The 25,036-nt window shown below is 70.3% G+C and carries 29 protein-coding genes; 14 read left to right on the top strand and 15 right to left on the bottom strand.

The features are described from left to right. Positions 1 to 8: 8 nt before the first annotated feature. A complete protein-coding gene (locus tag AB0I66_RS39780; RefSeq protein ID WP_363212957.1) occupies positions 9 to 1,211 on the bottom strand; it encodes an FAD-dependent oxidoreductase in 1,203 nt (400 codons plus the stop codon). A gap of 72 nt (positions 1,212 to 1,283) precedes the next feature. On the opposite strand from AB0I66_RS39780, the gene AB0I66_RS39775 reads away from it, so the two are divergent. Then, on the top strand, positions 1,284 to 1,757 hold the full coding sequence (locus tag AB0I66_RS39775; RefSeq protein WP_363212956.1) for a VOC family protein: 474 nt from the start codon (positions 1,284 to 1,286) through the stop codon (positions 1,755 to 1,757). Here the strand turns inward: AB0I66_RS39775 and AB0I66_RS39770 are convergent. Together AB0I66_RS39770 and AB0I66_RS39765 are read right to left on the bottom strand one after the other, a co-directional pair. Continuing rightward, positions 1,720 to 2,022: a hypothetical protein gene (locus AB0I66_RS39770; RefSeq protein ID WP_363212955.1), complete on the bottom strand. Its 303-nt coding sequence runs from the start codon at positions 2,020 to 2,022 to the stop codon at positions 1,720 to 1,722. The genes AB0I66_RS39775 and AB0I66_RS39770 overlap by 38 nt on opposite strands. Before the next feature lie 135 nt (positions 2,023 to 2,157). Continuing rightward, positions 2,158 to 2,826 (bottom strand): DNA-binding response regulator, encoded by a 669-nt coding sequence (locus AB0I66_RS39765; protein WP_363212954.1) that lies wholly within the window; start codon positions 2,824 to 2,826, stop codon positions 2,158 to 2,160. Positions 2,827 to 2,905: 79 nt separating this feature from the next. Here AB0I66_RS39765 and AB0I66_RS39760 point away from each other — a divergent pair, with 79 nt between their 5' ends. Then, positions 2,906 to 3,781 carry an oxidoreductase gene (locus AB0I66_RS39760; protein ID WP_363212953.1) on the top strand — a complete coding sequence of 292 codons (876 nt, stop codon included), beginning with the start codon at positions 2,906 to 2,908 and terminating at the stop codon, positions 3,779 to 3,781. Between the two features lie 86 nt (positions 3,782 to 3,867). Here AB0I66_RS39760 and AB0I66_RS39755 read toward each other — a convergent pair whose 3' ends face one another. Then, the gene (locus AB0I66_RS39755; RefSeq protein WP_363212952.1) at positions 3,868 to 4,257 is read right to left on the bottom strand and encodes an ANTAR domain-containing protein; all 390 of its coding nucleotides are present in this window, start codon (positions 4,255 to 4,257) and stop codon (positions 3,868 to 3,870) included. 263 nt (positions 4,258 to 4,520) lie between these two features. After that, positions 4,521 to 5,291: an SDR family oxidoreductase gene (locus AB0I66_RS39750; protein ID WP_363212951.1), complete on the bottom strand. Its 771-nt coding sequence runs from the start codon at positions 5,289 to 5,291 to the stop codon at positions 4,521 to 4,523. 102 nt (positions 5,292 to 5,393) lie between these two features. Here AB0I66_RS39750 and AB0I66_RS39745 point away from each other — a divergent pair, with 102 nt between their 5' ends. Beyond that, positions 5,394 to 6,224 carry a helix-turn-helix transcriptional regulator gene (locus AB0I66_RS39745; RefSeq protein ID WP_363212950.1) on the top strand — a complete coding sequence of 277 codons (831 nt, stop codon included), beginning with the start codon at positions 5,394 to 5,396 and terminating at the stop codon, positions 6,222 to 6,224. Between the two features lie 127 nt (positions 6,225 to 6,351). After that, positions 6,352 to 6,954, top strand: a complete 603-nt coding sequence (locus AB0I66_RS39740) for a DUF6417 family protein (RefSeq protein ID WP_363212949.1) — start codon at positions 6,352 to 6,354, stop codon at positions 6,952 to 6,954. Here AB0I66_RS39740 and AB0I66_RS39735 read toward each other — a convergent pair. Further along, entirely contained in the window at positions 6,932 to 7,474 is a 543-nt protein-coding gene (locus AB0I66_RS39735) for a GNAT family N-acetyltransferase (protein WP_363212948.1), read from the bottom strand. The two genes, AB0I66_RS39740 and AB0I66_RS39735, sit on opposite strands and share 23 nt — an antisense overlap. A 179-nt stretch (positions 7,475 to 7,653) precedes the next feature. On the opposite strand from AB0I66_RS39735, the gene AB0I66_RS39730 reads away from it, so the two are divergent. Together AB0I66_RS39730 and AB0I66_RS39725 are read left to right on the top strand one after the other, a co-directional pair. Next, positions 7,654 to 8,109: a VOC family protein gene (locus tag AB0I66_RS39730; protein WP_363212947.1), complete on the top strand. Its 456-nt coding sequence runs from the start codon at positions 7,654 to 7,656 to the stop codon at positions 8,107 to 8,109. Between the two features lie 42 nt (positions 8,110 to 8,151). After that, a complete protein-coding gene (locus AB0I66_RS39725; RefSeq protein WP_363212946.1) occupies positions 8,152 to 8,757 on the top strand; it encodes a HutD family protein in 606 nt (201 codons plus the stop codon). 35 nt (positions 8,758 to 8,792) lie between these two features. Here the strand turns inward: AB0I66_RS39725 and AB0I66_RS39720 are convergent, their stop codons facing one another. Continuing rightward, positions 8,793 to 9,125, bottom strand: a complete 333-nt coding sequence (locus AB0I66_RS39720) for a hypothetical protein (protein WP_363212945.1) — start codon at positions 9,123 to 9,125, stop codon at positions 8,793 to 8,795. 368 nt (positions 9,126 to 9,493) lie between these two features. Between AB0I66_RS39720 and AB0I66_RS39715 the strand changes: the two genes are divergently transcribed. Together AB0I66_RS39715 and AB0I66_RS39710 are read left to right on the top strand one after the other, a co-directional pair. Beyond that, positions 9,494 to 9,979 (top strand): MarR family winged helix-turn-helix transcriptional regulator, encoded by a 486-nt coding sequence (locus AB0I66_RS39715; RefSeq protein WP_363213072.1) that lies wholly within the window; start codon positions 9,494 to 9,496, stop codon positions 9,977 to 9,979. Between the two features lie 159 nt (positions 9,980 to 10,138). Then, a complete protein-coding gene (locus AB0I66_RS39710) occupies positions 10,139 to 12,235 on the top strand; it encodes an efflux RND transporter permease subunit (protein WP_363212944.1) in 2,097 nt (698 codons plus the stop codon). Here AB0I66_RS39710 and AB0I66_RS39705 read toward each other — a convergent pair. The 3 genes from AB0I66_RS39705 to AB0I66_RS39695 all read right to left on the bottom strand — a co-directional run bounded on the left by AB0I66_RS39705 (position 12,221) and on the right by AB0I66_RS39695 (position 15,073). Then, positions 12,221 to 13,357: an LCP family protein gene (locus AB0I66_RS39705; RefSeq protein ID WP_363212943.1), complete on the bottom strand. Its 1,137-nt coding sequence runs from the start codon at positions 13,355 to 13,357 to the stop codon at positions 12,221 to 12,223. The genes AB0I66_RS39710 and AB0I66_RS39705 overlap by 15 nt on opposite strands. 51 nt (positions 13,358 to 13,408) lie before the next feature. After that, on the bottom strand, positions 13,409 to 13,918 hold the full coding sequence (locus AB0I66_RS39700) for a transglycosylase SLT domain-containing protein (protein ID WP_363212942.1): 510 nt from the start codon (positions 13,916 to 13,918) through the stop codon (positions 13,409 to 13,411). A gap of 414 nt (positions 13,919 to 14,332) precedes the next feature. After that, positions 14,333 to 15,073 carry an NAD(P)H-binding protein gene (locus AB0I66_RS39695; protein WP_363212941.1) on the bottom strand — a complete coding sequence of 247 codons (741 nt, stop codon included), beginning with the start codon at positions 15,071 to 15,073 and terminating at the stop codon, positions 14,333 to 14,335. 106 nt (positions 15,074 to 15,179) lie between these two features. Between AB0I66_RS39695 and AB0I66_RS39690 the strand changes: the two genes are divergently transcribed. After that, entirely contained in the window at positions 15,180 to 15,671 is a 492-nt protein-coding gene (locus AB0I66_RS39690) for an Rrf2 family transcriptional regulator (RefSeq protein WP_363212940.1), read from the top strand. On the opposite strand, the gene AB0I66_RS39685 is transcribed toward AB0I66_RS39690, so the two are convergent. Both AB0I66_RS39685 and AB0I66_RS39680 read right to left on the bottom strand, forming a co-directional pair. After that, a complete protein-coding gene (locus AB0I66_RS39685; RefSeq protein WP_363212939.1) occupies positions 15,643 to 16,251 on the bottom strand; it encodes a hypothetical protein in 609 nt (202 codons plus the stop codon). The genes AB0I66_RS39690 and AB0I66_RS39685 overlap by 29 nt on opposite strands. A 135-nt stretch (positions 16,252 to 16,386) precedes the next feature. Next, the gene (locus AB0I66_RS39680; RefSeq protein WP_363212938.1) at positions 16,387 to 17,514 is read right to left on the bottom strand and encodes a hypothetical protein; all 1,128 of its coding nucleotides are present in this window, start codon (positions 17,512 to 17,514) and stop codon (positions 16,387 to 16,389) included. Between the two features lie 486 nt (positions 17,515 to 18,000). Here AB0I66_RS39680 and AB0I66_RS39675 point away from each other — a divergent pair, with 486 nt between their 5' ends. The 4 genes from AB0I66_RS39675 to AB0I66_RS39660 all read left to right on the top strand — a co-directional run bounded on the left by AB0I66_RS39675 (position 18,001) and on the right by AB0I66_RS39660 (position 20,854). Continuing rightward, positions 18,001 to 18,627: a hypothetical protein gene (locus tag AB0I66_RS39675; protein ID WP_363212937.1), complete on the top strand. Its 627-nt coding sequence runs from the start codon at positions 18,001 to 18,003 to the stop codon at positions 18,625 to 18,627. Between the two features lie 37 nt (positions 18,628 to 18,664). Beyond that, a complete protein-coding gene (locus AB0I66_RS39670; RefSeq protein WP_363212936.1) occupies positions 18,665 to 19,240 on the top strand; it encodes a S1 RNA-binding domain-containing protein in 576 nt (191 codons plus the stop codon). A 47-nt stretch (positions 19,241 to 19,287) separates the two neighbouring features. After that, positions 19,288 to 19,929, top strand: coding sequence for a hypothetical protein (locus AB0I66_RS39665; RefSeq protein ID WP_363212935.1), 642 nt, complete (start codon positions 19,288 to 19,290; stop codon positions 19,927 to 19,929). A 277-nt stretch (positions 19,930 to 20,206) separates the two neighbouring features. Beyond that, positions 20,207 to 20,854, top strand: coding sequence for a GntR family transcriptional regulator (locus tag AB0I66_RS39660; protein ID WP_363212934.1), 648 nt, complete (start codon positions 20,207 to 20,209; stop codon positions 20,852 to 20,854). A gap of 25 nt (positions 20,855 to 20,879) precedes the next feature. Here the strand turns inward: AB0I66_RS39660 and AB0I66_RS39655 are convergent, their stop codons facing one another. Together AB0I66_RS39655 and AB0I66_RS39650 are read right to left on the bottom strand one after the other, a co-directional pair. Then, positions 20,880 to 21,686 carry a carbon-nitrogen hydrolase family protein gene (locus tag AB0I66_RS39655; RefSeq protein WP_363212933.1) on the bottom strand — a complete coding sequence of 269 codons (807 nt, stop codon included), beginning with the start codon at positions 21,684 to 21,686 and terminating at the stop codon, positions 20,880 to 20,882. A gap of 267 nt (positions 21,687 to 21,953) precedes the next feature. Further along, the gene (locus tag AB0I66_RS39650; RefSeq protein WP_363212932.1) at positions 21,954 to 23,288 is read right to left on the bottom strand and encodes an MFS transporter; all 1,335 of its coding nucleotides are present in this window, start codon (positions 23,286 to 23,288) and stop codon (positions 21,954 to 21,956) included. Positions 23,289 to 23,434: 146 nt separating this feature from the next. Here AB0I66_RS39650 and AB0I66_RS39645 point away from each other — a divergent pair, with 146 nt between their 5' ends. Beyond that, positions 23,435 to 23,974 carry a CGNR zinc finger domain-containing protein gene (locus tag AB0I66_RS39645; protein ID WP_363212931.1) on the top strand — a complete coding sequence of 180 codons (540 nt, stop codon included), beginning with the start codon at positions 23,435 to 23,437 and terminating at the stop codon, positions 23,972 to 23,974. A 56-nt stretch (positions 23,975 to 24,030) separates the two neighbouring features. Here AB0I66_RS39645 and AB0I66_RS39640 read toward each other — a convergent pair whose 3' ends face one another. Continuing rightward, positions 24,031 to 24,960, bottom strand: coding sequence for a LysR substrate-binding domain-containing protein (locus AB0I66_RS39640; RefSeq protein ID WP_363212930.1), 930 nt, complete (start codon positions 24,958 to 24,960; stop codon positions 24,031 to 24,033). Between the last annotated feature and the right edge of the window lie 76 nt (positions 24,961 to 25,036).

Below are 25,036 nucleotides of genomic sequence, written 5' to 3'. Positions count from 1 at the left end.
GGAACAACCTATGCGGTGGCCCTCACGCCCACCTGGCCGGGCGCGGTGGCGAGGCGGCGCCTGCGCTTCGGCATTCCGAAGGTCGGGTGGACGATGCCCAACCCGGCGCCCTTGAGTACGCCCGACTTGAGCCGCGCGGCCGTCTTGCCGCCCAGATACCAGGACTTCGAGCCGGCCTCCCCGTCCACCATCTGGAAGATCGCGTCCCGCCGCCCGAGGCTGATGTGGTTGCCGTAGTACTTCAGCCCGACGGTCGGGACGTCGCCGCCCGTCAGGCGCGCGATGATCGCGGCGGTCGCCTGCATGTTGGTGAAACCGGCCGACGCGCAGGACATCGGCAGCGGCCGGCCGTTCTCGCCGATCGCGTAGGCGCAGTCACCGGCGGCGTAGACATCCGGGTGCGAGACCGAGCGCATGGTGCGGTCCACGACGATCTGGCCGGTGCCGGCGACCTCCAGTCCGCTCGCGGCCGCGATGGGGTGCACGGCGAACCCTGCTGCCCACACCGTCACTTGGGCCGGGATGGACGTGCCGTCGGCGGCGATCGCCCGCGTCGGGTCGACGGCTTCGATGTCGGTGTGCTCGTGGACGGTGACGCCGAGCCGGTCGAAGGCCTGACGCAGGTGGCGGCGCGCCTTCAGGGAGAGCCACTCGCCCAGCTCGCCGCGGGCCGCGAGGGCGACGTCGAGGTCGGGCCGCGACTCGGCGAACTCAGTGGCGGTCTCGATGCCGGTCAGCCCCTCGCCGACGACAAGGACGGTGCCGCCTTCACCCAAGCCCGCCAGGCGGTCGCGCAGACGCAGCGCCGAGGACTTGCCGGTGACGTCGAAGGCGTGCTCGGCCACACCGGGGACACCGTGGTGCGCGACGGAGCTGCCGAGCGCGTACAGAAGCGTGTCGTACGCGATCTCCCCGTCACCGTCACCGTCACCGTCCTCGCCGCTCACGGCGACGGTCCGGCGCTCGGGGTCGACGCCGGTCACCCGGGCGAGGCGCAGCCGCACCCCGGTGCCCGCGAAGATGTCGGCGAGCTTGCGCACCGCGAGGTCCTGCCCGATCGCGAGCTGGTGCAGCCGCATCCGTTCGACGAAGTCGGGCAGGGCGTTGACGACGGTGATCTCGATGTCGGCGGGTGACAGCCGGCGGGCCAGGTTCCCGGCGGCGAAGGCCCCGGCGTACCCGGCGCCGAGGACGACGATGCGGTGCTTCATGGCGTTGCTCCTGTCTCGTTCGCGCGTGCCCCTTGAACGAGATGCGGCCACGATTGCTGACAGGGGGCGGGTGTGACGCCGGTCACCTGCCGGGGGGTTTATCGGCTTTGCCGTCCCGGACATCGAGCGGGCGATGCGGGACTTCCGGCGCTCGGCCGGTGTCGAGTGGAGCGATCCCGTGTCGGACCGGCTCGGCGACTGGGACTACCGGATCGCCTCACCACGGACGGACCGCCGTTCATCGAGCTCGTCGAGGGCGCGCAGGGCAGCCCCTGGGACGCGTCGGCGGGAGCGAGGTTCGATCACATCGGCTTCTGGTCCAGTGATGTCGAGGAAGGCTCCCGGCGTCTGGAGGCGGAGGGTTTTCCGGTGGACTTCTCGGGCTGCCCCCACGGCCGTCAGTTCGTCTATCACCGCATGGACAGCGTCGGCGCACGTATGGAACTCGTCGACGTCAGTCGACGAGGCGTCCGGCGCCTGAACCGGCAGGCATCTCGCGCTCAGTCGCTCAGGGATCGACGCAGAGGAGTACGAGGGCGGGGGTGAGTGTGCCGAGGAGGCTGAGCGCCCAGTACTGCGCGGGCGAGAGCTGAGTCCTGCGGGCAAAGGGGCGGTTGACGGCCCACCAGAGGAAGCCGCAGGCGGTGACGGGGAGTCCGAAGCCGATGAGGACGATGCCGAGGCCGTCGTTCTCCTCCGGTGCGGGATGCGCCCAGGTCGCGCCGATGTAGTAGGCCATGAAGAGCGGGACGAGGGCTGGACCGCCGAGCAGCAGGTTGATGCCGAACGCGGTGTACCAACGTCCGATCATGACTTCCTCACCCCGCGATCACTCCCGCGATCCGCCCCCATGATCCGCCCCCGTGATCACCCTTCGGGGACAGTAGCCGATGACGGCTGCGCTCAGGGCAGCGGCACCTGACAGGCGTGCCCAGGCGGGGGCCCGTCAGCTGCCGGTGAGGCCGCGGCGGCTTGCGTTGACGCCGGCCTGGAAGCGCGAGTCGGCCTCCAGTGCCGTCATCAGCTCGGCGACCCGTCTGCGATAGGTCCGTACGGACATGCCGACGCGGCGCGCGCCCACGGCGTCGGTGAGTCCGTCCGCGAGCGCTGCCAGCACGGCGAGCGAGTCGGCGTCCAGACCTTCCGTCTCGCGCCGCAGATAGTCCGCGAGGGGGGTCCCGGCATCCCACGTGGCCCGCATCAGCGCGTGTACGCCCCCGACGAGAGCCGGTGCGGAGGTGATGGTGAACTCACGGCCGCGCGCCCCACTGCGCCCGGCCAGGATCATCACCCTGCCGTCGAGGATGATCGTCTCGTGCGGCAGCGTCGCGGCGCGGACCCGTACCTGCCCGCCGGCGGCCGCGACGGCGAACAGGTGCAGCCGCTGCTCCTCGTCGGCCAGTACGGCGGGGGTGTAGAGCTTGCGCACGACCAGGCCGTCAGCGGTCCGCGGGCCGAGGCGACGCGCGATCGCCGCCCTGGCCTCGGGCCGCGACCAGGTGTGCAAGTCGTTGGCCGCGCAGAAGAACTCCCGCGTCGTCTCGCCGAACAGCTGGGCGGTCCGCGCGACCAGCTCCTCCTCGCCGTGCACCGTCAGCGTCGTTTGGTCGGTCACCCTCCCAGTCTTCCTCACGAGCGTGGCAACAGGTTGCCATCCGGTCCCTCGACGGGCGTGACGGGTCGAGGCTGGGGACATGACCACACAGATCACGGCCGCTGCGAGCGGCCAGTTCACCCTCGGCGGCGACCTTCACGTCAACCGGCTCGGCTTCGGCGCGATGCGGCTGGCGGCGGGCACGTTCGCCGGACCGGCACGCGATCCCCGTACCGGTGTCGAGGTGCTGCGGCAGGCTGTCGACGCGGGAGTCGACCACATCGACACGGCCGGCTTCTACGCACGCGGAGACGTGAGCGCCAACGACCTGATCCGCAAGGCGCTCGCGCCCTACCCCGCCGACCTGCTGATCGCCACCAAGGTGGGCCCACTGCGCGGCCCGGACGGCATGCCCACCGGCCAGGCCGGCCCCGAGCAGCTGCGGGAGCTGGTGACGGAGGACCTGCGCGCCCTCGGGCTCGACCGCTTCGACCTCGTCTACCTGCGGGTCGGCGGCATGAGTGAGCCCGGTGGCGAGAGCGTTGCCGAGCGGTTCGCGGCGCTGGCGGCACTGCGCGACGAGGGGCTGATCCGGCACCTGGGGGTCAGCAATGTCGACATGACACAACTCGACGAGGCGCGGGGCATCGCGCCCGTCGTCGCGGTGCAGAACCAGTACCACGTGCATCGCGCCGATGACGTGTCCGTACTGGCGCGCTGCGAGGAACACGGCATCGCCTACGTGCCGTTCTTCCCGCTCGGCGGCGGCTTCGACCCCATCGAGCACGGCCGCCTCGCGGACGTCGCCAAGCGACACGACGCGACGACCGCGCAGGTCGCACTGGCCTGGTTGCTCGCCAGCTCACCGAACATGTTGGCCATCCCCGGCACCGGCTCCCCCGCCCACCTCACCGAGAACATCGCGGCGGCAGGCCTGCACCTCGACGCGGCCGACCTCGCGGAGCTGAGGGGCTGAGGGGTCGAGGGTTCGGCTACGGGGTGCGAGCAGAGGGAGGGCGGAAGGCGGGCGAGACCCTCTTACGCCCCCGCTCGCACCCTCGCTCACCCCGGGGCCGGCTGGCGCTTCCTCAAAGACGCGCCGAGCGCCGCGCGCACCGGACTGGGCAGCGGTTCGCCCTCGGTCGTCGCGATCAGCTCCTCCGCCACCGCACGCAGTTTGGTGTTGGAGTGCTGCGACACCTCGACCAAAATCTCCCACGCCTCGTCCGCGGTACACGGCCCCAACGTCATCAGCATTCCCCGCGCCTGATCTATGGAGGGATGGGACTCCATGGCGCGATGCAGTTCGTTGACCTCCGTGCGCAGCGCCCTGATCTCGGCGACCTCTTCCGCGCATTCGTCGTTGCCGTCATTGCCGTTCGGGGCCTGCTGCTCGGTATCACAACGAGGCTTCAGGGCCGATGTGTTGAGAGAGTCCGGTGAGGAAGCCACCTGCTCTGCCTCTCGTCTACTCGGGCTGCCTCTGTCGGGCCGGCAGAACCGCTGATGAGCCGAGCATCGCAGATTCTCCACATCTATGGCCATACTTTGCCGTTCCGTGCATGCGGCGGCGCCGGTGGCTGTCGGTCCCAACCATCCGGCGCCTACGTCGCACAGCGCTGCGCTTACGTAGAGATCGAGTAGCCACCTGTATTGATCTCAAACGGGCACAGTTCGCATTGCCGCCCCAGGGAAGAGGCCGGCAATGACCTGGCTCAGCGTTGGCGTGCCGGGCGTACGACGATCTCGTTGACGTCGACGTCTGCCGGTTGGGCCAGAGCGTAGGAGACGGCGGCCGCGATGGCGTCGGGGCCCATCGCGTGCGCACGGTAGCTGCGCATGGCCTCGGCGGCGCCGGGCTCGGTGATGGTGTGGGCCAGCTCGGAGTCGACGACGCCGGGCGAGATGGTCGTGACCCGGATCGAGGGGTCCGCCTCCTGGCGCAGTCCCTCGGTGATCGCCCAGGCCGCGTACTTGGTGCCGCAGTAGACGGCAGCGGTGGGAACGACCTCGTGGGCGCCGATGCTCGCGACCGTGACAAAGTGCCCCGATCCCTGGGCGGTGAACACGGGCAGCGCCGCGGCGATGCCGTGCAGCAGGCCACGGACGTTCACGTCGATCATCCGGTCCCATTCGTCGACGAGCAGGGAGTCCAGCCGCGACAGGGGCATGACGCCGGCGTTGTTGATGAGGACGTCGACGCGGCCGTGGCGGTCGCGGGCGCCCTGGACGAAGGCCGCGACGTCCGCGCGGTCCGTCACGTCAAGACGCTCCGGCTCCAGTGCGCCGCCGGAGCGGGCTGCCGCTTCGGCGGTGCTCTTCGCCAGTTCCCGCAGGCGGTCGGTGCGGCGCGCGCCGGCCACCACCAGGTGTCCCTCGGTCACCAGTCGTGCGGCGATGGCCGCGCCGATGCCGCTGCTCGCGCCGGTGACGAGGATGACCTTGCGGTCGGTGGGCGCGGTGTTTTCCGGTTGTTGTGTGCTCATGTCGTCGAGGCTGGCCCGGCCGGGGCGCCGGTGGGAGAGGCGGCGTTCTCCTGGGTGCAGCGCACCCAGGAAGCGCGGTGGGCCGGGATCTAGCATGGGGGCATGGCACGCTCTGAGCTCGGCGCATACCTGACCGCCCGGCGCGCCCTCGTCGCTCCCGCCGAGGTGAATCTGCCCGTCTCGGGACATCGGCGGGTGTCGGGGCTGCGGCGCGAGGAGGTGGCCCTGCTCGCCGGGGTCAGCGCCGACTACTACGTACGCCTGGAGCAGGGCCGGGAGCGCTCGCCGTCCGCGCAGGTGCTCGATGCCCTGGCCACCGCCCTGCGCCTTGACGAGGACGGCCGGCTGCACCTGTTCCGGGTGGCCGGGGTCGGTCCCCGTGTCAGGGCGGCCGCGGTGGCGGACCGGGTCGAGCCGAGTCTGCTGGCCCTCATGGACGCCTGGCCGCACAATCCGGCCGTCGTCCACAACCGTGCGTACGACGTCCTCGCCTCGAACACCATCGCCGACGCGCTCTTCCATGGCTGGGCGCACTCGCGCAACCTCATGCATGTCGTGTTCACCGATCCCGCCGCCCGCGCCTTCTATCGCGACTGGTACGACGTCGCGCGCAACTCCGTGGCCGGTTTCCGGCTCGGCCACGGCGTGGCACCGGACGATCCACGGGTACGGCAGGTGCTCGGCGAACTGCTGGAGCGCAGCCCGGAGTTCGCGGAGTTGTGGGCCCGTCACGACGCCCGGGGCAAGGCGTTGGAACGCAAGCGCTTCGCGCATCGCGAGGTCGGTCCGCTGACGCTGACCATGCAGACCTTCGACGTCCGCTCGGCCCCCGGCCAGGAACTCGTCGTCTACCACGCCGAACCGGCCTCCCCCAGCAGCGAGGCGCTCACGCTGCTGGGCTCGCTGGCTGCGACCACGCGCCAAGAACCCTGAGCCGGCGCGCCAGCGCACACGACCAGAACACCGGTTCTTTTAGGGGGAGACCCTCCCAACAGAGCCCCTTGGGGCGCGGATGCACGCTAGCGTCGCGGCAACGCACCGTTCGGCGGGAGGGGCAGGGATGCGGCGCTCGGCTGGGCATTTCGCGCTGCTGCAACGGGTGGCTGACGTGCAGCGCGGCACCCATGGATGGGCCACGGCGGGGCCCGGACTCGATGAACGCACCACGAGTCCTTTGGTGAAACTCGGGCTGGTCAGGGTGGCGCCGCGCGAGGAACAGGCGGAGCTCTCCGCGAAGGCGGGGCGGCCCGTCCTGTGGGCGGTGCAGCTGACGGCCGACGGCTGGGACGCGCTGCTGTACGCGCAGGCACGCGCCACTCCCCCGGCCGTCGAGGAGCCGGCGCCGGGGTTGCAGCAGGTGGGCCTGCGCCGCACGGAGTTGGATGCCCTGAGGCGCTTTGTCGACTTGCGCGAACGGCTGCGTCACGGGCCCGCGTCGGGCCTGTGGTCGGCGGTGGAGGCGGCCCGCTTCGACGCCGCGTCCAACAGGTGGGTCGTGTATGTCAGCGGCGAGCAGATGCAGTCAATGGCCCGCGCGTTCTTCCTCGAACGGCTCAGCGGATCAGCGGCACCCGCCAACCGGTTCGCCCGTGTGTACGGGGTGAGCTACCCGCCCCCTGCGCCTCTCCTCGTCCCTGAACTCAAAGGGGAGCGAGAAGCATGAGGACCTCGTCGCGGTCGTCGTCCGGGGCGAGCCGCAGAGCAGCAGGCCACCGGCCGACTTCCTGCCAGCCCAGGCGCCCGTAGAAGTCTTCGAGGCCGACGTCGCCGCGGGCGGCAAGGCGAAGCTGCTCCAGGCCCATCTCGTCCCGGGCGATCCTGCGTACCTCCTGCATGAGGGCGAGTCCGATGCCACGTCCGCGTACGGCGGTGCGGGTCTGGACATGGTGCAGGGTGCCCCAGTGCGCGATCAGTTGGAACCGGTCGCGGCGGACGTTGAGCCAGCCCACGAGTGCGCCGTCCGCCGTTGCCGTCAGGAGCCGGCTGGTGTCCGGGGACAGCTCGTCGATGATGTGGTCGAGCGCCGGAGCCACGGTGGCGACGTCGACCGGAGGGAACGGGAAGCCGGCCGCGCCACCCGCGTTGGTGACCTCGACCCAGCATTCGGCGAGAGCGCGGCGGAGTCGGGGAGTGACGGCACCGGGTGTGGTGAGCTGCTGGAAGGTGAGGGAATCGGCGGCCATCCCGAGATCATGGCACCCGCCACTGACACCCCACTCGGACACAATGTGCCCGTGGGCGGCGAGCAGGTGAGGCGGCTTCCCGAGTCGGCGGTCGGCGGATGTCGAGAACCTGGCACCGGCTCCGTCCCAGGGACATCAGCGGCCACCACCGGCCGTGCGAGGAAGAAGGAGAAGCCGGTATGGCGATTCAGCGGATGGACAACGTCGGCATCGTCGTCGAGGACATGGACGCCGCCATCGCGTTCTTCGTGGAACTCGGCATGGAGCTGGAGGGCAGGGCGGAGGTCCAGGGCCCCGTCGCCGACCAGTGCACCGGGCTGAAGGGCGTCCACTGTGACATCGCGATGGTCCGGACCCCGGACGGCCACAGCCGGCTCGAGCTGGCGAGGTATCGCACCCCCGCGGCGATCAGCGCCGGGCCGCGCAACCAGCCGCACAACATCCTGGGCACGCACCGCGTGATGTTCGCCGTCGACGACCTCGAGGACACCGTCGCCCGGCTGCGCCCGCACGGCGGCGAACTCGTCGGCGGGATCGCCCGGTTCGAGGACAGTCACCTGCTCTGCTACGTCCGCGGCCCGGAGGGCATCATCGTCGGCCTTGCCGAGCAGCTGCCACCTCTGAGCAGCACGTAGGCTTGCGCCCGGCCGGACGACGGAAGAAGGAGGCGGCCTGCCATGGGCGGGGATGTTCTGCGCTGGAGCGAGTACCGCAGCATGCCGTGGAAGAACGGCGGCGGTGTGACCCGGGAGGTCGCGTCGGGCGCCGTGCGGCCCGTGAGGGAGCCCGCGCAGGAGCCCGCGGACGGGTTCGACTGGCGGGTGAGCATCGCGGACGTGGACGCGGGCGGGCCCTTCTCCCCGTTTCCCGGCATCGACCGTGTGATCACCCTGGTCGAGGGTGAAGGCATGGTGCTGACCGTGGACGGCACCTCGCAGCTGGTGGAGCCGCTGAGCCCCTTCGCCTTCCCCGGTGACGCGACGACGGACTGCCTGCTGAAGGCGGGCGCGGTGCGCGACATGAACGTGATGACGCGCAGGGGCCGCGCCACGGCACAGGTGCGGATGCTCACCGTGGCTGCCGCACAGGGCGCCGAGCTGGTGTGCGCCGAGGGCGAGACCCTGCTCGTCATGGCCGTCACCGACGGGGTCGGCGTCGGCGGCCCGGACGTGATGGAGACCGCGCTCGGCCGTCTCGACTGCGTACGTCACGAAGGGGCCGCCGTGTTGAGCGTGCGGGGCGACGGCACCGTGGCCGCCATCAGGATCAGCGCGACGCGCTGACGGTGGGAGCCGGGTCCTGTGCGGCGAGCCGTCGACTAACCGTCGACGACGCGCAGGGTCTCGATGTCGTCCCAGCCGCGTAGGTGAAGCCTTTCCGGCAGCGCCAGTTGTGGGGCGGCGCGGACGACGAGGCTCTGCGGGGGCTGGAGGTTGTTGGCGAGGGCCACGAGGATCTCCAGGACACTGTTGGCCAGGTAGTGAACCCCGGTCAGGTCGATGGTGATCTCTTGTGTGGTGCGGCTCTGTGCGGTCAGGGCCATGGCCAGCGCACCTTTGTGCGCGCCCAGGACCTCTCCGTACAGGCACACGCCCTTTTCGGCGGTCGATGGAACGATGAGGAGCAGGTCGTCGGCGAAGTAGCCGCGCATGAGTAGTCCCGGATGCCGTGCACCGGCAGAGATACAACGGAACTCAAAAGAGAAGGGTCCGCCCTGGAGGGAAACGGTGCGTCTCGCGGTGCCTGGTGACGGGGTCAGAGCCCCGTGGGTACAGCCGCTGACGGGTGAGGGCCCCACTCCGGGCCCGAATGATCGCCGGAAGATCACTGCCGCGCTGACGGCGAGCAATCTGTCCACGGACTATGTCAACAGGGTACTCGCGCAAGGGCTTCGGCCGATAGACCCGCAGCACATCCGGATATTTCACGCTGGCGCCGCGCACAGCCTTCGCGGCACCTTGTCGCTCTGGAGTGCGGGAAATATAGGCTGCTCGTGTGGCCGGTACAGAGGAATCAGCGATCAGTGGCAGTGCGGCGTCGGATGAGACGTCCGCTCAGGTGCCGACGGATCTGCAGTCGTTCGCGGTGCAGCTGCGGCGCATGAACGGCGAGCTCAACCGGCTGATCCACGGTTTCGCCGCCGGCCACGACCTGCACGCCACGGACGTGCAGGCCCTCGCGGCAATCCTGGATTCGAGTGATCCGCTCACTCCGGGGCGGCTGCGCGATCATCTGGGGTTGACGTCGGGCGCCGTCACCGCGTGCCTGGACCGGCTCGAACGGGCGGGACACATCCGCCGATCGCGGGACAGCGAAGACCGTCGTGTAGTGCATCTGCACTACGCCCCCGGCGCCAAAGCGGCTGCGCGCACCTTCTTCCAGCCCCTTGCCGCGGCGACCGAGAACGCACGCGTGCGGTTCAGCGAGGACGAACTCGACGTGGTGGTGCGCTTCTTGGCCGCCATGAACGAGGAGCTCTCCGAGCTGCGCGGCCGTCAGCGCTAGCTTCACCTATCACTGCGGGCCGCCTTCGCCCGTCCGCGCCGTGACCTCTTTCAGGTGACGGAAGTTTCCTTGGTGCACCCGCTGGGAACCCGTGACGGACGAGATGTTTCAATCATTGAGATACTTACCTATTGAAGCATCGTGTTCGCAAGGAGATCCATGTCCACACGTACGCGCCTGGCACGCTGGCTGGTCCCCGTCGTTCTTCTCGTCGCCTGGCTCGGCATCGGCGGGACACTCGGGCCGTACGCCGGAAAGCTCGGGGAGGTCGCCACCAACGACCAAGCCGCCTTCCTGCCGCAGAACGCCGAGTCCACGCAAGTCATCGACGCCCAACGCAAGTTCAAGCAGGACGAGACCCTGCCCGCGATCGTCGTCTGGACCGCGGAGGGTGACGCGCGATCCGGCGGCATTGATCAGGCACAGAAGGCCGACGCCACCCGCGCCCTGGCTTCCCTGAAGGACGCCGCAGGGGTCGCCGGGCCCCCGTCCCCCGCCGTGCTCTCCAAGGACGGCCAGGCCCTGCAGGGGGTCGTGCCCTTGCGGACCGACCTCGGCGACAAGCTGGAGACCACCCTGGCGGACGTCAAGAAGGCGGCTGACCAGGTGTCCGGGACGGAGGTCCAGGTCGCGGGGCCCGCGGCCAGCCAGGCCGATCTGTCCGACGCGTTCGGGGGCATCGACGGCCTGCTGCTCGGGGTCGCCCTGATCACCGTCCTGGTGATCCTGCTGCTCGTCTACCGCAGCCTGCTGCTCCCGCTGGTCATCATCATCGGGGCCGTCTTCGCCCTGGGTCTCGCCTGCGGAATCGTCTATGTGCTCGCCGACCACGACGTCGTACGCGTCGACGGCCAGGTCCAGGGAATCCTGTCCATCCTGGTCATCGGCGCCGCCACCGACTACGCCCTGTTGCTCACCGCACGCTTCCGCGAAGAGCTTGCCGTCAGCCGCGACAGGATCACCGCCATGCGCTCGGCGCTGCGCCGCTCGCTCGGCCCCATCGTCGCCAGCGGGGCGACCGTCGCACTCGGACTGCTCGCCCTCCTGCTGAGCGACCTCACCAACAACCAGGCGCTGGGACCCGTCGGGGCCATCGGCATCGTCTGCGCCGTGCTCAGCACGCTGACCTTCCTGCCCGCGGTCCTGATCCTCCTGGGGCGCTCGGCGTACTGGCCCGCCAAACCCAAGTCGGCGACCGAGAAGTCCGCCGGACAGGGCGTGTGGACGCGCATCGCCTCGCTCGTCGACCGGGCACCGCGCAAGGTCTGGGCCGCCACCCTCCTGGGCCTGCTCGTCTGCGCCGCCTTCGCCCCCTCGCTCCAGTCCAAGGGCGTGCCCCTGAACGAGATCTTCGTCAATGACGCGCCCTCGGTGGCCGCGCAGAAGACGCTCGGCAAGCACTTCCCCGGCGGCTCGGGCAACCCGGCCGTCGTGATCGCGGACGCGGACAGGGCCAAGCAGGTCACCACCGCGGTCGAGCGCACCGAGGGGGTGTCGTCGGCCGCCGCCGTGGGCGAATCCGGCCGGCCCGGCGCGAGCCCTCTCGTCGTCGACGGCCGCGTACGGATCGACGCCACGCTGGAGGACTCCGCCGACAGCGACGCGGCCAAGGCCACGGTGGCGCGGATGCGTGACGCCGTGCACGCGGTGGACGGCGCCGACGCACTCGTCGGCGGCTACACCGCCCAGCAGTACGACACCCAGCGGACCGCCGAGGACGACCGCATGCTCATCGTCCCCGTGGTCCTCGCGATCATCCTCGTCATCCTGATCGGGCTGCTCAGGTCGTTGCTCATGCCGGTCCTGCTGGTGGCGACGGTGGCACTCAACTTCCTTGCCACCCTGGGCGTCTCGGCCCTGGTCTTCCAGCACGTCCTGGGCTTCAGCGGCACGGACTCCTCCGTACCGCTCTACGGTTTCGTGTTTTTGGTGGCGCTCGGCGTGGACTACAACATCTTCCTGATGTCCCGGGTCCGCGAGGAATCACTGCGCCACGGGGCGCGCGAAGGAGTGCTGCGCGGCCTGACCGCGACCGGCGGTGTCATCACATCGGCCGGGGTCGTCCTCGCGGCCACCTTCGCGGCCCTCGGCATCATCCCGCTGGCCTTCCTCGTCCAGATCGCCTTCATCGTCGCCTTCGGCGTCCTGCTGGACACCCTGGTCGTACGGTCGCTCCTGGTGCCGGCAGTCGTCCGCGACATCGGCCCGAAGGCGTGGTGGCCGGGGGTCCTCAGCCGTACGTCAGGTACCCGCTGACACCGGCGATTCACTCTGATCGCCCACCGAGTCCCGCGTCGCGGACTTCGGGATGGGCTTGTCGTGGCGCAGAGCGTCCCACACCCGGTGTGAGGCCTTCTTCAGCGGCAGGACCCGTCCCGCGTCCTGCGAGTCATAGGTGACGGGCATCGTGACCATGTCGGTGCGCTCGGGACTGATGCCCTTCAGCTCCTTGGCCAGACCGAGCAGCTTGTCCGCGGACGCCAGCTCGGAGTCCGCGCTGATGGTCTTGGTCGCGGTGTCCGCCAGGTCGTAGGACTTGGCGGGGCTGCCCAGCGGGTCGACGGTCTCGGCGCGGTGGATCAGCGCCTTGATGAACGCCTGCTGGAGCTGGATGCGGCCCAGGTCGCTGCCGTCACCCACGCCGTGCCGGGTGCGGACGAGCTCCAGCGCCTCCTTGCCCTTGAGCGTGTGCTTGCCCTCGTTCAGGGCGAGCCCGCTGTTGGGGTCGTGGATGGCCTTGCGGGTGGTGATGTTTACACCGCCGAGCTCGTCTATGAGTTTCTGGAAGCCCTTGAAGTCGACTTCGAGGTAGTGGTTCATGCGGACGCCCGACATCTTCTCGACCGTCTTCACGGTGCAGGCGGGTCCGCCCACCTGGTAGGACGAGTTGAACATGGCCTGCCGCGCGCCGGGCGCCGTGCCGCCGTGCGGCTTGGCGCACTGCGGCCGCTTGACCATCGTGTCGCGCGGAATGCTGACGACCGAGGCCTTCTTGTGGGTCTTGTCGACGTGCAGGACCATCGCCGTGTCGGCGCGGGCTCCGCTGATGCCGCTGCCGTAGCGGCCGTGGGTTCCCGCCCGGGAGTCGGACCCGAGCAGGAGGATGTTCATCGAGCCGTCCTTCTGCTCGCTGGGGCGGTCCTTGCCCAGGGCGGCGTTCACGTCCGTGCCCTGGATGTTTCCGTTGAGGTGCTGCCAGGCGTAGGCGGCACCTCCTCCGCCGATCAGGACCAGTCCCAGCGCGCCCCACGTGGCGTACCGCAGGGTCTTCTTCTTCGGCTTGCGCCGGGAGCGCCGCACCCGCGGGGGCCCGTAGCCGGGCACTGCGGGGCCGTCGGCCGTGTGCGCCTGCTGCTCGTTGCTGCTCTCGTGCGGCATGCGCTGCCCCTTCTCTTCACCGCTGGTTCAGCGGGTTCCTCGACCGGTGGCTCAGTAGGCGGAGTCGACGTTGTCGATCGAGCCGTACTTGTCGGCGGCGTAGTTCGCGGCCGCGGTGATGTTGGCGACCGGGTCGGTCAGGCTGTTCGGCGTGCCCTTGACGTGGTAGGCGTCGAAGGTGGGCTGGATCACCTGGAGCAGACCCTTGGACGGGGTGCCGTTCTGCGCGTTCACGTCCCAGCCGTTCTGGGCGTTCGGGTCACCGGCGGACTCACGCATGATGTTGCGGTGCAGACCCTCGTAGGAGCCGGGGATGTTCTTGGACTTCATGATGTCCAGGGACTCCTTGATCCAGCCGTCGAGGTTGTCAGCGTAGTTCTTGTCGGCAGCGGCGGCCTGGGAGACCTTCTTGCTCGCGGCGGTCGGCTCGGCGGCCTGGGCCTGCGTGGGGACCAGCGTGAGGGCGGCGGCCGCGGCACCTGCGGTGGCGATACCGGCGACGGAGATCTTGCGCAGTCGGGTGATGCGGCCGGGCTTGGTCTGCGTCTGAGTAATGGCCATGCGGGGGTAACTCTCCAATGCGAAGTGTGTTGAGGAGGGGCTCGGTCGAAGCGGGCGTTTTCACCCGATCGATCCCGGCTCTCCGGAACTTCAGCAAGGGTTAGCGGTGGCCGGAGCTGGGCGCAATGATGTGACGTACTACCCCAGTACGCAGGACGCCCTGGTCAGCGGCCGCTCAGTCGACCCCCGGCCCGGCGCGGGCACGCCGGGCGCGCTACTACCGTCCTTAGCATGTGACGTGGCTCCTATGGGTGGGCTCACAGCCTGAGCGGTGTTTGACCGGAACGTGGAGCGTGAAATCGCCGTCGCGGGGGTACACATGCCGATTCGGCCCCCTGACCCGCACATGCTCGGCAAAAGTGCAGGTCAGGCAGCCTTTTATGGGAGACGGAGCCCCCGCCGGGGCACTTCGGACTACCGGGCGGTGGCGAGCCAGTCCTCGTAGTGCGTGGGGGCCAGGCGCGCGCCTGGGCCCGCGATCAGCACGTCGCCCTCGACGGCCGCGAACATGCCCGCCTTCTCGTCGGTGACGACGGTGCGGGTGTCCTGGCGGGCCGCCAGCGTCAGGCGGCCGAGCTCGTCGAGCGGGAAGACATCGGGGCCCGCGACGTCGAGCGTGCCGTTGAGCGGCGCGGCGGTGGTGACGTCGGCGAGGGCCTGCACCACCTCGGCCGTCGCGATGGGCTGGACGCGCGTGGCGGGCAGCCGCACGCTCCGGTCGTCGGCGGTCCAGGTCATGACCGCGTCCATGAACTCGAAGAACTGCGTGGCACGCACGATCGAGTACGCGGCGGGGCCCTGTCGCAGCAGGTCCTCCTGGAGGGTCTTCGCGCGGTAGTAGTCCAGCTGGGGCACCTGGTCGACGCCGACGATGGAGAGGATGACCTGGTGTCGGACGCCCGCGCGCTCCCCCGCCGCCAGCAGGTTTCCCATGGTGGTGCGGAAGAAGTCCGGGGAGGCTTCGTCGAACGTGGGTGAGTTCGACACGTTGACGACCGTGTCGGCGCCCTTGAGTGCCTCGTCGAGGCCCGCGCCGGTGAGCAGGTCGACTCCGGTCGACAGGGACGAGGTGACCACGTCGTGTCCTGCCTCGCGCAGCCGGGAGACGAGCTGGGAACCGATCAGTCCGGTGCCGCCGATGACCGTGATGTTCATGATCGAACCCTCCTGTGGATCGAGTGCGCCTGGCGACGCTAACTCGGATAACTGATGTCCGAGATAATACTCGGATATCCTGTGTCCGAGTCAATTGGGAGGGTGCATGAAACTGTCCGGCGGCGTGGAGTGGGCACTGCACTGCTGTGTGGTGCTGACCGCGGCAACCGAGCCGGTCCCGGCTGCGCGGCTGGCGCAGCTGCACGACGTCTCACCCAGCTATCTGGCCAAGCAGATGCAGGCCCTGTCCCGGGCGGACCTGGTGAAATCCGTGCAGGGCAAGACCGGCGGATACGTCCTGACCAGGACAGCGGGCGACATCTCGGTCCTGGACGTGGTGCAGGCCGTCGACGGCGCGAGCCCGGCGTTCACCTGCACCGAGATCCGTCAGCGTGGCCCCTTCGGGACTCCGCCGCAGGACTGCACCAAGCCCTGCCCCATCGCCCGCGCCATGAGCGCGGCCGACGCCGCCTGGCGGGCGTCCCTGCAGGCCGTGTCCGTCGCCGATCTGGTCGGCTCGGTGGAGCAGGACAGCGGGCCCGACGCGCTGCCGGCCATCGGGGGCTGGCTCAACGCGGCGAACGGCTCCGAGGGCTGAGCGAGCCATCCGGGCGTCGCTTCGACCCGGCGTCGCGCCCCTCGCGCCACTCCACTTCCTCGGCCGTCAGCGGGGCCTGGATGCTGTACACGTCTCCGACGCGCAGCTTGTCCGGCGTGCTGTACTCGCCGTAGGTGCCGATGACGCTCACGGCCACCCGCGAATCGGGCTGCCAGAAGGTACGGAAGTACGGTGCGTTCGCCCGGAGTTCGGGAATTTCGTGCAGCGGGATACCGCGCCGGTCCAGCAGGCGACACAGCTTGTCGAACCGCAGCCGGGGCGTGAAACGCCCGTAGCGGGCCCGCAGCACCCCGTCGACCAGGGTGCGGTCCCGGTGGGCGAGCCGGTGCACCTGCAGGGTGAAGTGGTGGCCCGACCAGGGGTCTTCGGCCGAGGCGCGGTCCCAGAAGAACTCGGCGAGGCCGTAGTCACGGCACATGCTGCGGCGCCCGAAGACGTTCTCGGCGAAATCCGGCCCCAGCACCCCGTTGACCCGGTCGGGTGAGCTCGTGGGGCCCACGCCGAGCACGGTGCCGGTGGTGACGACGTCGACGTAGAACGCCAGAGAGTGCGGGGTCACAGCCTGATCCTCGATGCGGTGCGATGCGGTGGGGTGCGGTTCGGCACGGCGCTCGGCCGTGACCCCCGGCCCGGCGCCGCGCTCGCGCTCACCGGCCGTCGCCGGGAAGCGCGAGCACCTTCCGTACGTCCGCTCCTACAGGCTCGGGGTCGCGTTCCGATTGCCCGCGGCCCTGAGGCCGGCGACCGTGAGCGCCACGACCAGCAGTGCGGCCAGCGTAGCGGCCACCGCCGTCAGCGTCGGAATCGGCGCTGTCACCCCGTCGGGCCGCAACACATAGGCCAGCGTCGTGGAGTTGACGCGATCGTCCACCAAGTGGCCGAGGGTCAGCGCACCGGCGATCAACGTGCTCGCCACGGCCACGATCGGCGACGCGGTCAAGCACAGCGCCACGCCTGCCAACGCGCAGACGACGGAGACCCCGAGCGCGGCGAAGAGGCCGACGGTCGAGGCGTCCGACCAGTTCACCGGGAAGTGCGCCGCGGCACAGAGCAGGAGCAGGATGCCCGCCGCCCGACGCAGCCACAGCAAGGGCGCCTTGTTCTGCACCGCCGCGGCCTCCGTGTCCTGCGCGGCCTCGGCGGCAGGAGCCTGTGCGGGGTGACCGGCCTCGGCGCCGGTGGGCGGCGCGAGCGGCGCGGCCGGGGCGTCGGCCGCGAGGTTGTCGGCCTCCTTGTGCTCCCTGAGGCTGCCGATCAGCTGCATCAGGTCCTCGACGGACCTGGTCGTGCCCGCGGCGTGCACCGCCTCGGCGCTGCTGTGCGCGTCGTGGGGCGGGCGGGACAGCAGATGGACGAGACGGCTGACCTCCGGCACGGGCCGCTCCTCGGCGGCGTGCCGAATGGCCTCGTCCATGTGGTCGGCCGGGTGTTCCGGCGGGCCGAGGAGTTCCACCAGGCGGGTGACGTCGTCGACGGAGCGGGCCACGGCGGCCAGCCGAAGCACCGAGGCGGCGGTTGTCTCACCGTCAGGCGACTGCTCCAGGAGGGTGACGAGGTCGACGACGTCGTCCAGCGGCCTGGACACCACGGCGACGCGTATGAGCTCTTCCACCGCGTCGTCGTGAACGCCGGGAGCCTCCAGTTCCAGGGCTTCGGCGTCGATGCCGGGCACCTCTCGCGGGGGCCCGTCGTCGTCGGCGTACTCCGCTCGCTCCGGCGGCACGTCCTCGGTGTCGTGGTCGAGTTCCTGCGGCCACGGGGCGGGCGGGTGGGCAGGTGGGGCGCCGAGCTGCGCAGTGCCCCAGTGAAGCGATGTCGTCACCAGAGGTTCACCGGTCCCGGAAGTGTCCCCCGCGGCAGAGAATGACTCAGCGGCCATTTTCGCTTCTCCATTCCAGCGGGACGTCCTCGCCCCGCACGTGATCGTGTCTCCCGTTCTATGCACGCTTCCTCCGCCCCGCCACCGGAAAGAACCGCCCGCCGGAGCCGGATCGACCCCTGCGGGAGCCACTCGTCCGCACCGCCCGCCTGCTCACCGCGGTCACGTCGGCCGTACCCGTGGCCCCGGGCGGGCTCCGGGACAGGGGGACGCCACCGGCCGCCTCCGCCGACCGCGTACGCCAAACGGGGCGGAGTGTCCGCGCCCAGCGGGCCGAGGGACATCTGCCGTCGCGGGTCGCCGTGCTCAGCGGGCCCGGAAGGCCTACCTAAAGAGGGATTGCTGACGGTGCCGGTGCGCATTTCCGGGCAGATCCGAACAGGCCCTGTCCCGCCGGGAGTTGTTTGTGGTCCCGGGTAGGGTGATCACATGAGCAATCGGGGGAACACACTCAAGGTCACGGCGGTGCTGGTGCTGTCGGCGCTCGCGCTGACCGGTTTCAGTACGGGGCGAGGCCACGGCGGCGGCAGTCGTCACGGTGGTGGGGGCGGCGGGGGCGGCTGCAGCAGTTCGAGCCAGGACCACGACAGTTCTTCGTCGAGCAGCTCCGGGTCGTCCGGATCCTCGGGGTCGACGACATCGGGTTCTGACTACGACGACGATGACGACGCGTACGGCAGCAGTGGCGCCGGGAGCAGCACCAGCGGCGGCTCCTACAACCGGCCGCCGACCCACGACTCCACGACCTCCGGCTCCTCCAGCTCCTCTGGTGGCGGACAATTGGACGATGCGAAGGTCAAATTGGTGACCTGCGCGACCGCGAAGGACCCGTACGCGACGGTCAAGGTCACGAACGGCAATGCGAAGACGGGCCGCTTCTGGGTGTCGGTCACCTTCGTGGACGCGGACGGCATCACGGTGATCGAGGAGAGCGAGGAGGTCAAGGTGCCCGGAAAGGGCAAGAAGACCACCCGCATCGAGATCAGCGGCGAGGGCCTGGCCGCCTCGGTCGCTCGCTGCGACGTCGACCCGCAGGCCATCCCCGTCGCCGCCTGATCCGGCGCACTCCGGCATGGGTTCGGGCGCGCACGGCATGGACCGGTCGACTCACCAGGAGCTCTGGGCGTACCTGGAATCGCTGCGCCTCGGGGAGATCCTCACCGGCAGGGTCGCGGCCATCGAACGATTCGGGGTGTTCGTCGCGCTGGACGAGGGCCCCGCGCACCCCCTCTTCCCCGGGGTCGGCTTCATCACCGTCCCCGAGCTGTCCTGGCACCGCATCGAAGCGGTGGAGGAGGTCGTCGAGGTCGGGCAGAGCGTCGCCTGTGAGTTCCTCCAGTTCGACGACTGGAACCTGGAGGCCAGGCTGTCCCTGCGGGCGCTGCGGCCGGACCCCTTGAAGGAGTTCGCCGATCGCACCCCGGTCGGCACGCGGCTGCAGGGGCGGGTCACCAAGCTGCTCCCCTTCGGCGCCTTCGTACGGGTTGCCGACGGGATCGAGGGGCTGGTCCACCTCACCGAACTCGCGTGGACGCCGGTGGACGACCCGGTGGACAACCCGGAGGACATCGTCCGGGTCGACGACGAGATCACTGTCGTGGTCACCGAGATCGACCTGGAACGACGCCGGCTGGCCCTGTCCCTGCGCCAGGCCACCCCTCCCGGGTGAGACGGACCGGCCTGTCGTTCGCGACGCGCGGCTGCGAGGGTGTCGCCATGGATTCCACCTCGGGGAGCGAGCCCGTGCGTCACCTGGACACCGGGCACTGGCTGGCCCATTTCGCCGGCCGGATACTGGTGGTCTGCCCGTCGTGCGGGGGCCGTGCGGTCGTGGTTCCCCGGCCCGGGCTCCCGGCACCCAGGTACTCCAGCGAGCTCCTGTTCCAGCCGAGGCGTCTGGCCTGCGGCGGGTGCGGGGCCGTCGCCGACTGGGAAGCGGAGATGCGGGGTGGCGGCCTGATCGGTGCGGTGCTCCGCGGCAGCGAGGACCCGTTCTTCCGGCGGCCGCTCTGGCTGCAGACCCGCTGCGTGGGCCGAATCCTGTGGGCCCACGACATAGAGCACGTCGACGCCCTGTCCGCCTACGTCGGCGCCCACTTGCGCGAGCGTGCCGGACTGCGGCCGACCATGGCCATGTTCGCGCGGCTGCCCGCGTGGATGAAGAGGTCGGAGCACCGCGCCGACGTCCTGGCCGGTCTGCGCACGCTGCGCGCACTGGCCGAGCGGTCGGCACCCGCGGACCGCTCGGATGCCGCGCACGAACGGTCGGCGCCCGTGGATCGCTCTGGTGCCGCGCAGGAACGGGATGACCGTCCCCGCGGCCACCGCAGCATCTACTTCCGGGGTGGCCCCTACTGACCGCAGTCGCCGTGGCCTGCCCCTCGTGGCGACCGCAGCGTGCGCCCCGCGCGGGCGAGCTCCCCTCTCCCCCAGCGGGACGCACTCCCTCGACAGGCACCCAGGGGTGCGGGAGTCCCCCTGTTCGGGACGGTGCCCGGAGGGCCCTGGGATTCCTCTTGTGCGGGGTTTCCAGCAATGGCCGTCCAAATCACGCTCACGGACGCCAGTTGCGGCGTTCTTCCTTTCGGGCGGAGCCGGGACGCAAGCACCGTGGTAACTTCCGTATACAAGGTGTATGCGATCTGTGGGGGTAGTGGTGGCGTCGGGACGGGAGAAGGCGTACGCGTTCCTCAGGGAGACCGTGCTGACGGACCCGGCGATGCAGGGCGAGTTCCTCTCCGAGCAGGACATCGCCGATCGCATCGGAGTCTCGCGCACCCCGATCCGCGAGGCGCTGCTGCTTCTGGCCGCCGAGGACCTCGTCGAACTGGTCCCCAAGCGCGGGGCGCGGGTGGCGCCGCTGTCCGGGCGCGAGATCACCGAGCTGATGCAGCTCCGTGGGATCGTCGAGCGGTACGCGGCGCAGCACGTCATCGGCACGGGGCAGGCGCCGGTGCGGGAGCTGGGCGCGTGCCTGGAGCGTCAGCGTGCGCTGACCGGACCGGACCAGGCCAAGGAGTTCATCGACGTGGACCACCTCTTCCACTCGTCTCTCGTCTCGGCCGTGGGCAACACCCTGCTCGACCGGCACTACGAGGGGCTGCGCAGCCGCCAGGTGCGGGCCGGCGTGGTGGCTCTCTACAACCAGCAGGGCCGCCAGGAAGCGGTCCTCGACGAGCACCGTGCGATCGTCGACGCGCTGGCGGCCGGTGACGCGCAGGCCGCCTGCGCCGCCATCGACAGCCACCTGGAGTCGACGCTGAAGGTGCTGCTCGCCGGATAAAGCGGCGCAGCGACGGGACGTGGGGTCAGCGCGGCTCCCCCAGCCTGCGGTTGGCAAGGACCGGGATGTTCTTGCGGACCGCAGCGACCTCGTCGGCATCCACCTCGACCACCGTGAGTTCGGGCTCCGCCCCCAGACGACGGCGTACGGTCCCGTCGGGTCCGACGAGCATGCTGTGCCCCACTCCGGTGGGCGCGGCGCCTGCGGTCGCGGCTGCCCCGGACGCGGCCGGGTCGGCCTGGTCGACTGCAGCGACCCACAGCGTGGCGTCCAGGGCACGGGCCCGCACCAGCAGCTCCCACTGATCGACCTTGCCGGGGCCCGCGCCCCAGGAGGCCGCGAGCAGGGTCGCGGTGGCCCCCTCGTCGGCGTGGGCCCGGAACAGCTCCGGGAATCGCACGTCGTAGCACGTGGCCAGGCCCAGGCGTACGCCGTCCACGTCGATGGTCACCACCCGCGACCCGGCGGCCACGGTGTCGGACTCGGCGAAACCGAACGCGTCGTAGAGATGGATCTTGTCGTACGTCGCCTCGACGCCGCGTCCGGTGGCCAGCAAGGTGTTGGTGACCCGGCCGCCGGGGGCCGGCGTGAACAGGCCCGCGACCACGGTGATGCCCGCTGCCTCGGCGATGGCGCGGACCGCGTTGGCCCAGGGGCCGTCCAGAGGTTCGGCGAGCGGCGCCAGAGGCGTGCCGAAGCAGGCCATCGACGCCTCGGGAAAGACGACGACGTCCGCGCCGGTGTCCACCGCGCGTGCGGTCCATTCCTTGATGAGGGCGAGGTTCTTGCCGGGCTCGGGGCCGGTCGTCAGCTGGCTCAGTGCGATGCGCACGGTGGGCTGCCTTTCGGAATCGGGGGGAGGGCAGGGACGTCGGGAGGTGGCTTGGCTTCGGGTCACGGGACACGGGACACGAACTGCGGGGGCGGCCTTCGGTGTGACCGTACCCACGAGCAGCTCATCCTCCTTCTCGGCGTGGGACGGAGTCCCGGCCCAGACAAAGCCCGATAAGAGTCACCTCAGCCGCGACAGTGAGGTAGAGCGCCAGCGGAACCCAACTGGCGCGTGGAGCTGGGCGACCCCGCCACCGGCAACACGAGCCTAGGTGTGCCGTTCGGACACGTCGCGGGATTCCAGGGCGGCCGGGGTGACGTTCTTGAGGAACAGCACCGGCGTCGCCGCCACGGCGACCGCGAACACCGCGAACGCCAGCCGCATGCCGCCCAGTTCGGCAAGAAGGCCCACCAGGGCCGCGCCCAGCGGCATCGCGCCGAAGTTGAAGAGCCGGGCTGCCGCGCCGTAGCGGCCGAGCATTCCGTCGGGGACCATGCGCTGGGTGATGGTGCGGGCGTTGACCGACCAGAGCGTGCCGCCCATGCCGCCGAGGAAGGCGCCGGCCGCCACCGCCCAGATGCTGGTGGTCAGGACGGGCAGCGCCACCATCGCGGTGGTGCCGATCAGGTCCGCGAACATCGCCCGTCGCGTGCCGAGCAGCCGGTTCACCCAGGACACGGCCACCGTGCCGGCCAGCCCTCCGACGCCGAGGGCGCTGAACAAGATGCCGTACTCCCGCGGGCCCAGCTCCATGGCCTGCTTGGCATAGAGCGGCATCAACGCCAGCCACGCGCCCCAGACGGCGGAGAGCACCGCGACGACCACGGAGAGGGTGCGCAGCAGCCGGTCGCTCCAGAGGAAACGCAGGCCCTCGGCGATCCGGCTGTTGACCGAGGCAGGAACCGCGTCCGGAGCAGGCCCGTCCGCCCGGAAGCGGCCCACCAGCAGAAGCAGGGCCAGGGCGGCGACGGCGTACGAGGCACTGATCAGGCCCAGCGCGAGACCCGTCCCGGCGGCCAGCAGCAGCCCGCCGACGAAAGGCCCGGCGAACTCCTGCCCCACGGTCTCGGCCCCCACCATCCAGGTGTTGGCACGCTCGCGCCCCGCCTCAGGCACCGCGGCCGGGACCAGCGCGGAGCCGGAGGTCGATGCCAGTACGTCGGCGACACCGAGGACCGCACCGGCGGTGAAGAGCTGGGCGAGCGTGATCTGCGCGGTCACGGCGGAGACAGTGAGCCAGCCCATGGCCGCCAACCGCATGGCACTCGCACCCCAGAGCAGCCACCGGCGGTCGAAACGGTCGACGAGCACGCCTATGTGCAGGGCGACGAGCAGCCAGGGCAGCGTGAGGGTCAGCGAGACGGCGGTGACCAGCGCGGGAGAGGCGGTGAGTTCGGCGGCGAGCAGCGGGAGAGCCATCTTCATCACGCCGTCGGCGAGGTTGGTCGCGGCGGTGAAACCGACCAGGACCACGGTGTTACGAGGGCCGGGGTCGGGGTCGCGTGGGATGCGGTGGCTGTCCTTCGACCTCGACGTCGACGTCGACGTACCGAGGCTCTTGTCGACATCCGTCCGCTCGGGCACCGCCGTGGCCATGACCATCCCCCGCTCTCCATCCCCTAACCATCTAATGCTTTAGACGGTGAGAACACTCTGGCGCACGCGACCCGTCAACCGCAACCGGTAAAACGCTTAGGCGGTAGAATGGCGAGAACCCGCAGGACGAGAACGCGCAGAGGTGACACGCGATGCTGAAACCGCCGGCCTCAGCCGTCTTGGTGGAGGCGTTCGCCAACACGGTCGACGTGGAAGAGGCGAGTGACGAGATCGCCACCCCGGCCGACCTGTCCGGCTGGTTGCACGGCCGCGGCCTGCTCGACGCGGCCGCAGAGATCCACGCCGACGACCACGCGCGCTACGTGGCCCTTCGCGCGGGCATCCGCGAGGAGTTGGGCGCCCACGTGGGCGACACCCCCGACCCGCAAATGCGCGCCGCGGCCGACCGCGTACTGGCCGAGCATCCGGTGCTGGTCACCACGCGCGGCTCCCTGACGCCCGCACCGGGACTGCCTCCGGAGCGCGGCCCCCTGACCGCTCTGGCGATCGCCTGGAGCGAGTTGGTCCTCACCGGGGACGCCCCCCGGCTCAAGCGCTGCGCGGAGCACACCTGCGGGTGGGTGTTCTGGGATGTGTCCAAGAACCGCAGCCGCCGCTGGTGCTCGATGAAGGTGTGCGGGAACCGCAACAAGTCCCGTTCCTACGCATCCCGTCAGCGACAGGCGAGCTGAGCTCACTCTGTTGGTCAAGCTGACGGACGTCTCCTGCCGCCCTGCCCTTCGGCACCTCAGGACGGGTCAAGGGCGCCCTCGCCGTGCGCCGCGGGCATGCGGTGGGTCATGAAAGGCCGGCCGGTGATGAACTCCTTGAACTTCAGGGCGGCTTCGGACAGGTAGCTGTCCCGGCCCCACACCAGGGTGAGCACCCGCTCGCAACCGGGCGCGTCCAGCCGGACCCAGGCGACCGGCACCGCCGCCGCCGTACCGGCCCGACGGGACATCGCCGGGATGAGGCCGATGCCGAGACCCGCACTGATCATGTCCTGGCTGGCACCTGGTTCGTCGCCCTCGCAGGACAGCAGCGGAGTGAGCCCCTCGGCCGCGAACAGCCGGTCCAGCAGGGTCCGTTGCCAGTGACCGGGGCGTGTGGTGACGAAGGGTTCGTCGGCGATCTCGGGGATCGACACGCGTTCCCTGCCCTCCAGCCAATGCCCGGGCGGCACCGCCAACAGCACCTCCTCGCGGGCGAGCTCGAGCGACTCGAGATTCGCTCCGGTCAGCGGTTGTGAGGCGACGCAGAAGTCGACCTCCCTGGTGCGGAGCCGCCGGTCCATCTCCTGCGCGGTCGACTGGAACAGCCTTACGTCGGCACGGGGATGATCGGCCCGGAAGCGGCCGACAAGGTGAGTGACCGTCAGAAGCGTCTCGGAGGCCACGCTCACGCGTCCAAGGCCGGTGTCACGAGCCTCACGCACGGCCCTGCAACCGTCGTCGAGCTCACTCAGGGCGCGTTCCACATGCCGGAGGAACATCGCTCCGTACGGATTGAGCCGGATGCGGCGCCCCTGCCTCTCGAAGAGGGGCGAGCCGAGCTCGGACTCCAGGCGCGCGATGGTACGGCTCAACGAGGGCTGGGCGACGTGCAGTTCGTGGGCGGCGCGGCTGATGTGCTCGAAACGGGCGACGACCTGGAAATAGCGCAGCTGCAGAAGATCCATGGTCCACCTTCGCTCCGGCCTGCCGGCGTGCCGGCCTTCTGCGCCAGATTAGTGAGCCCGGCGATCGTTGCCGGAG

This window comes from Streptomyces sp. NPDC050439 (assembly GCF_040655335.1).
GTDB lineage: Bacteria > Actinomycetota > Actinomycetes > Streptomycetales > Streptomycetaceae > Streptomyces.
Note: the sequence above shows the minus strand (reverse complement) of the source record. Positions and strands in the feature narration are given on the sequence as shown.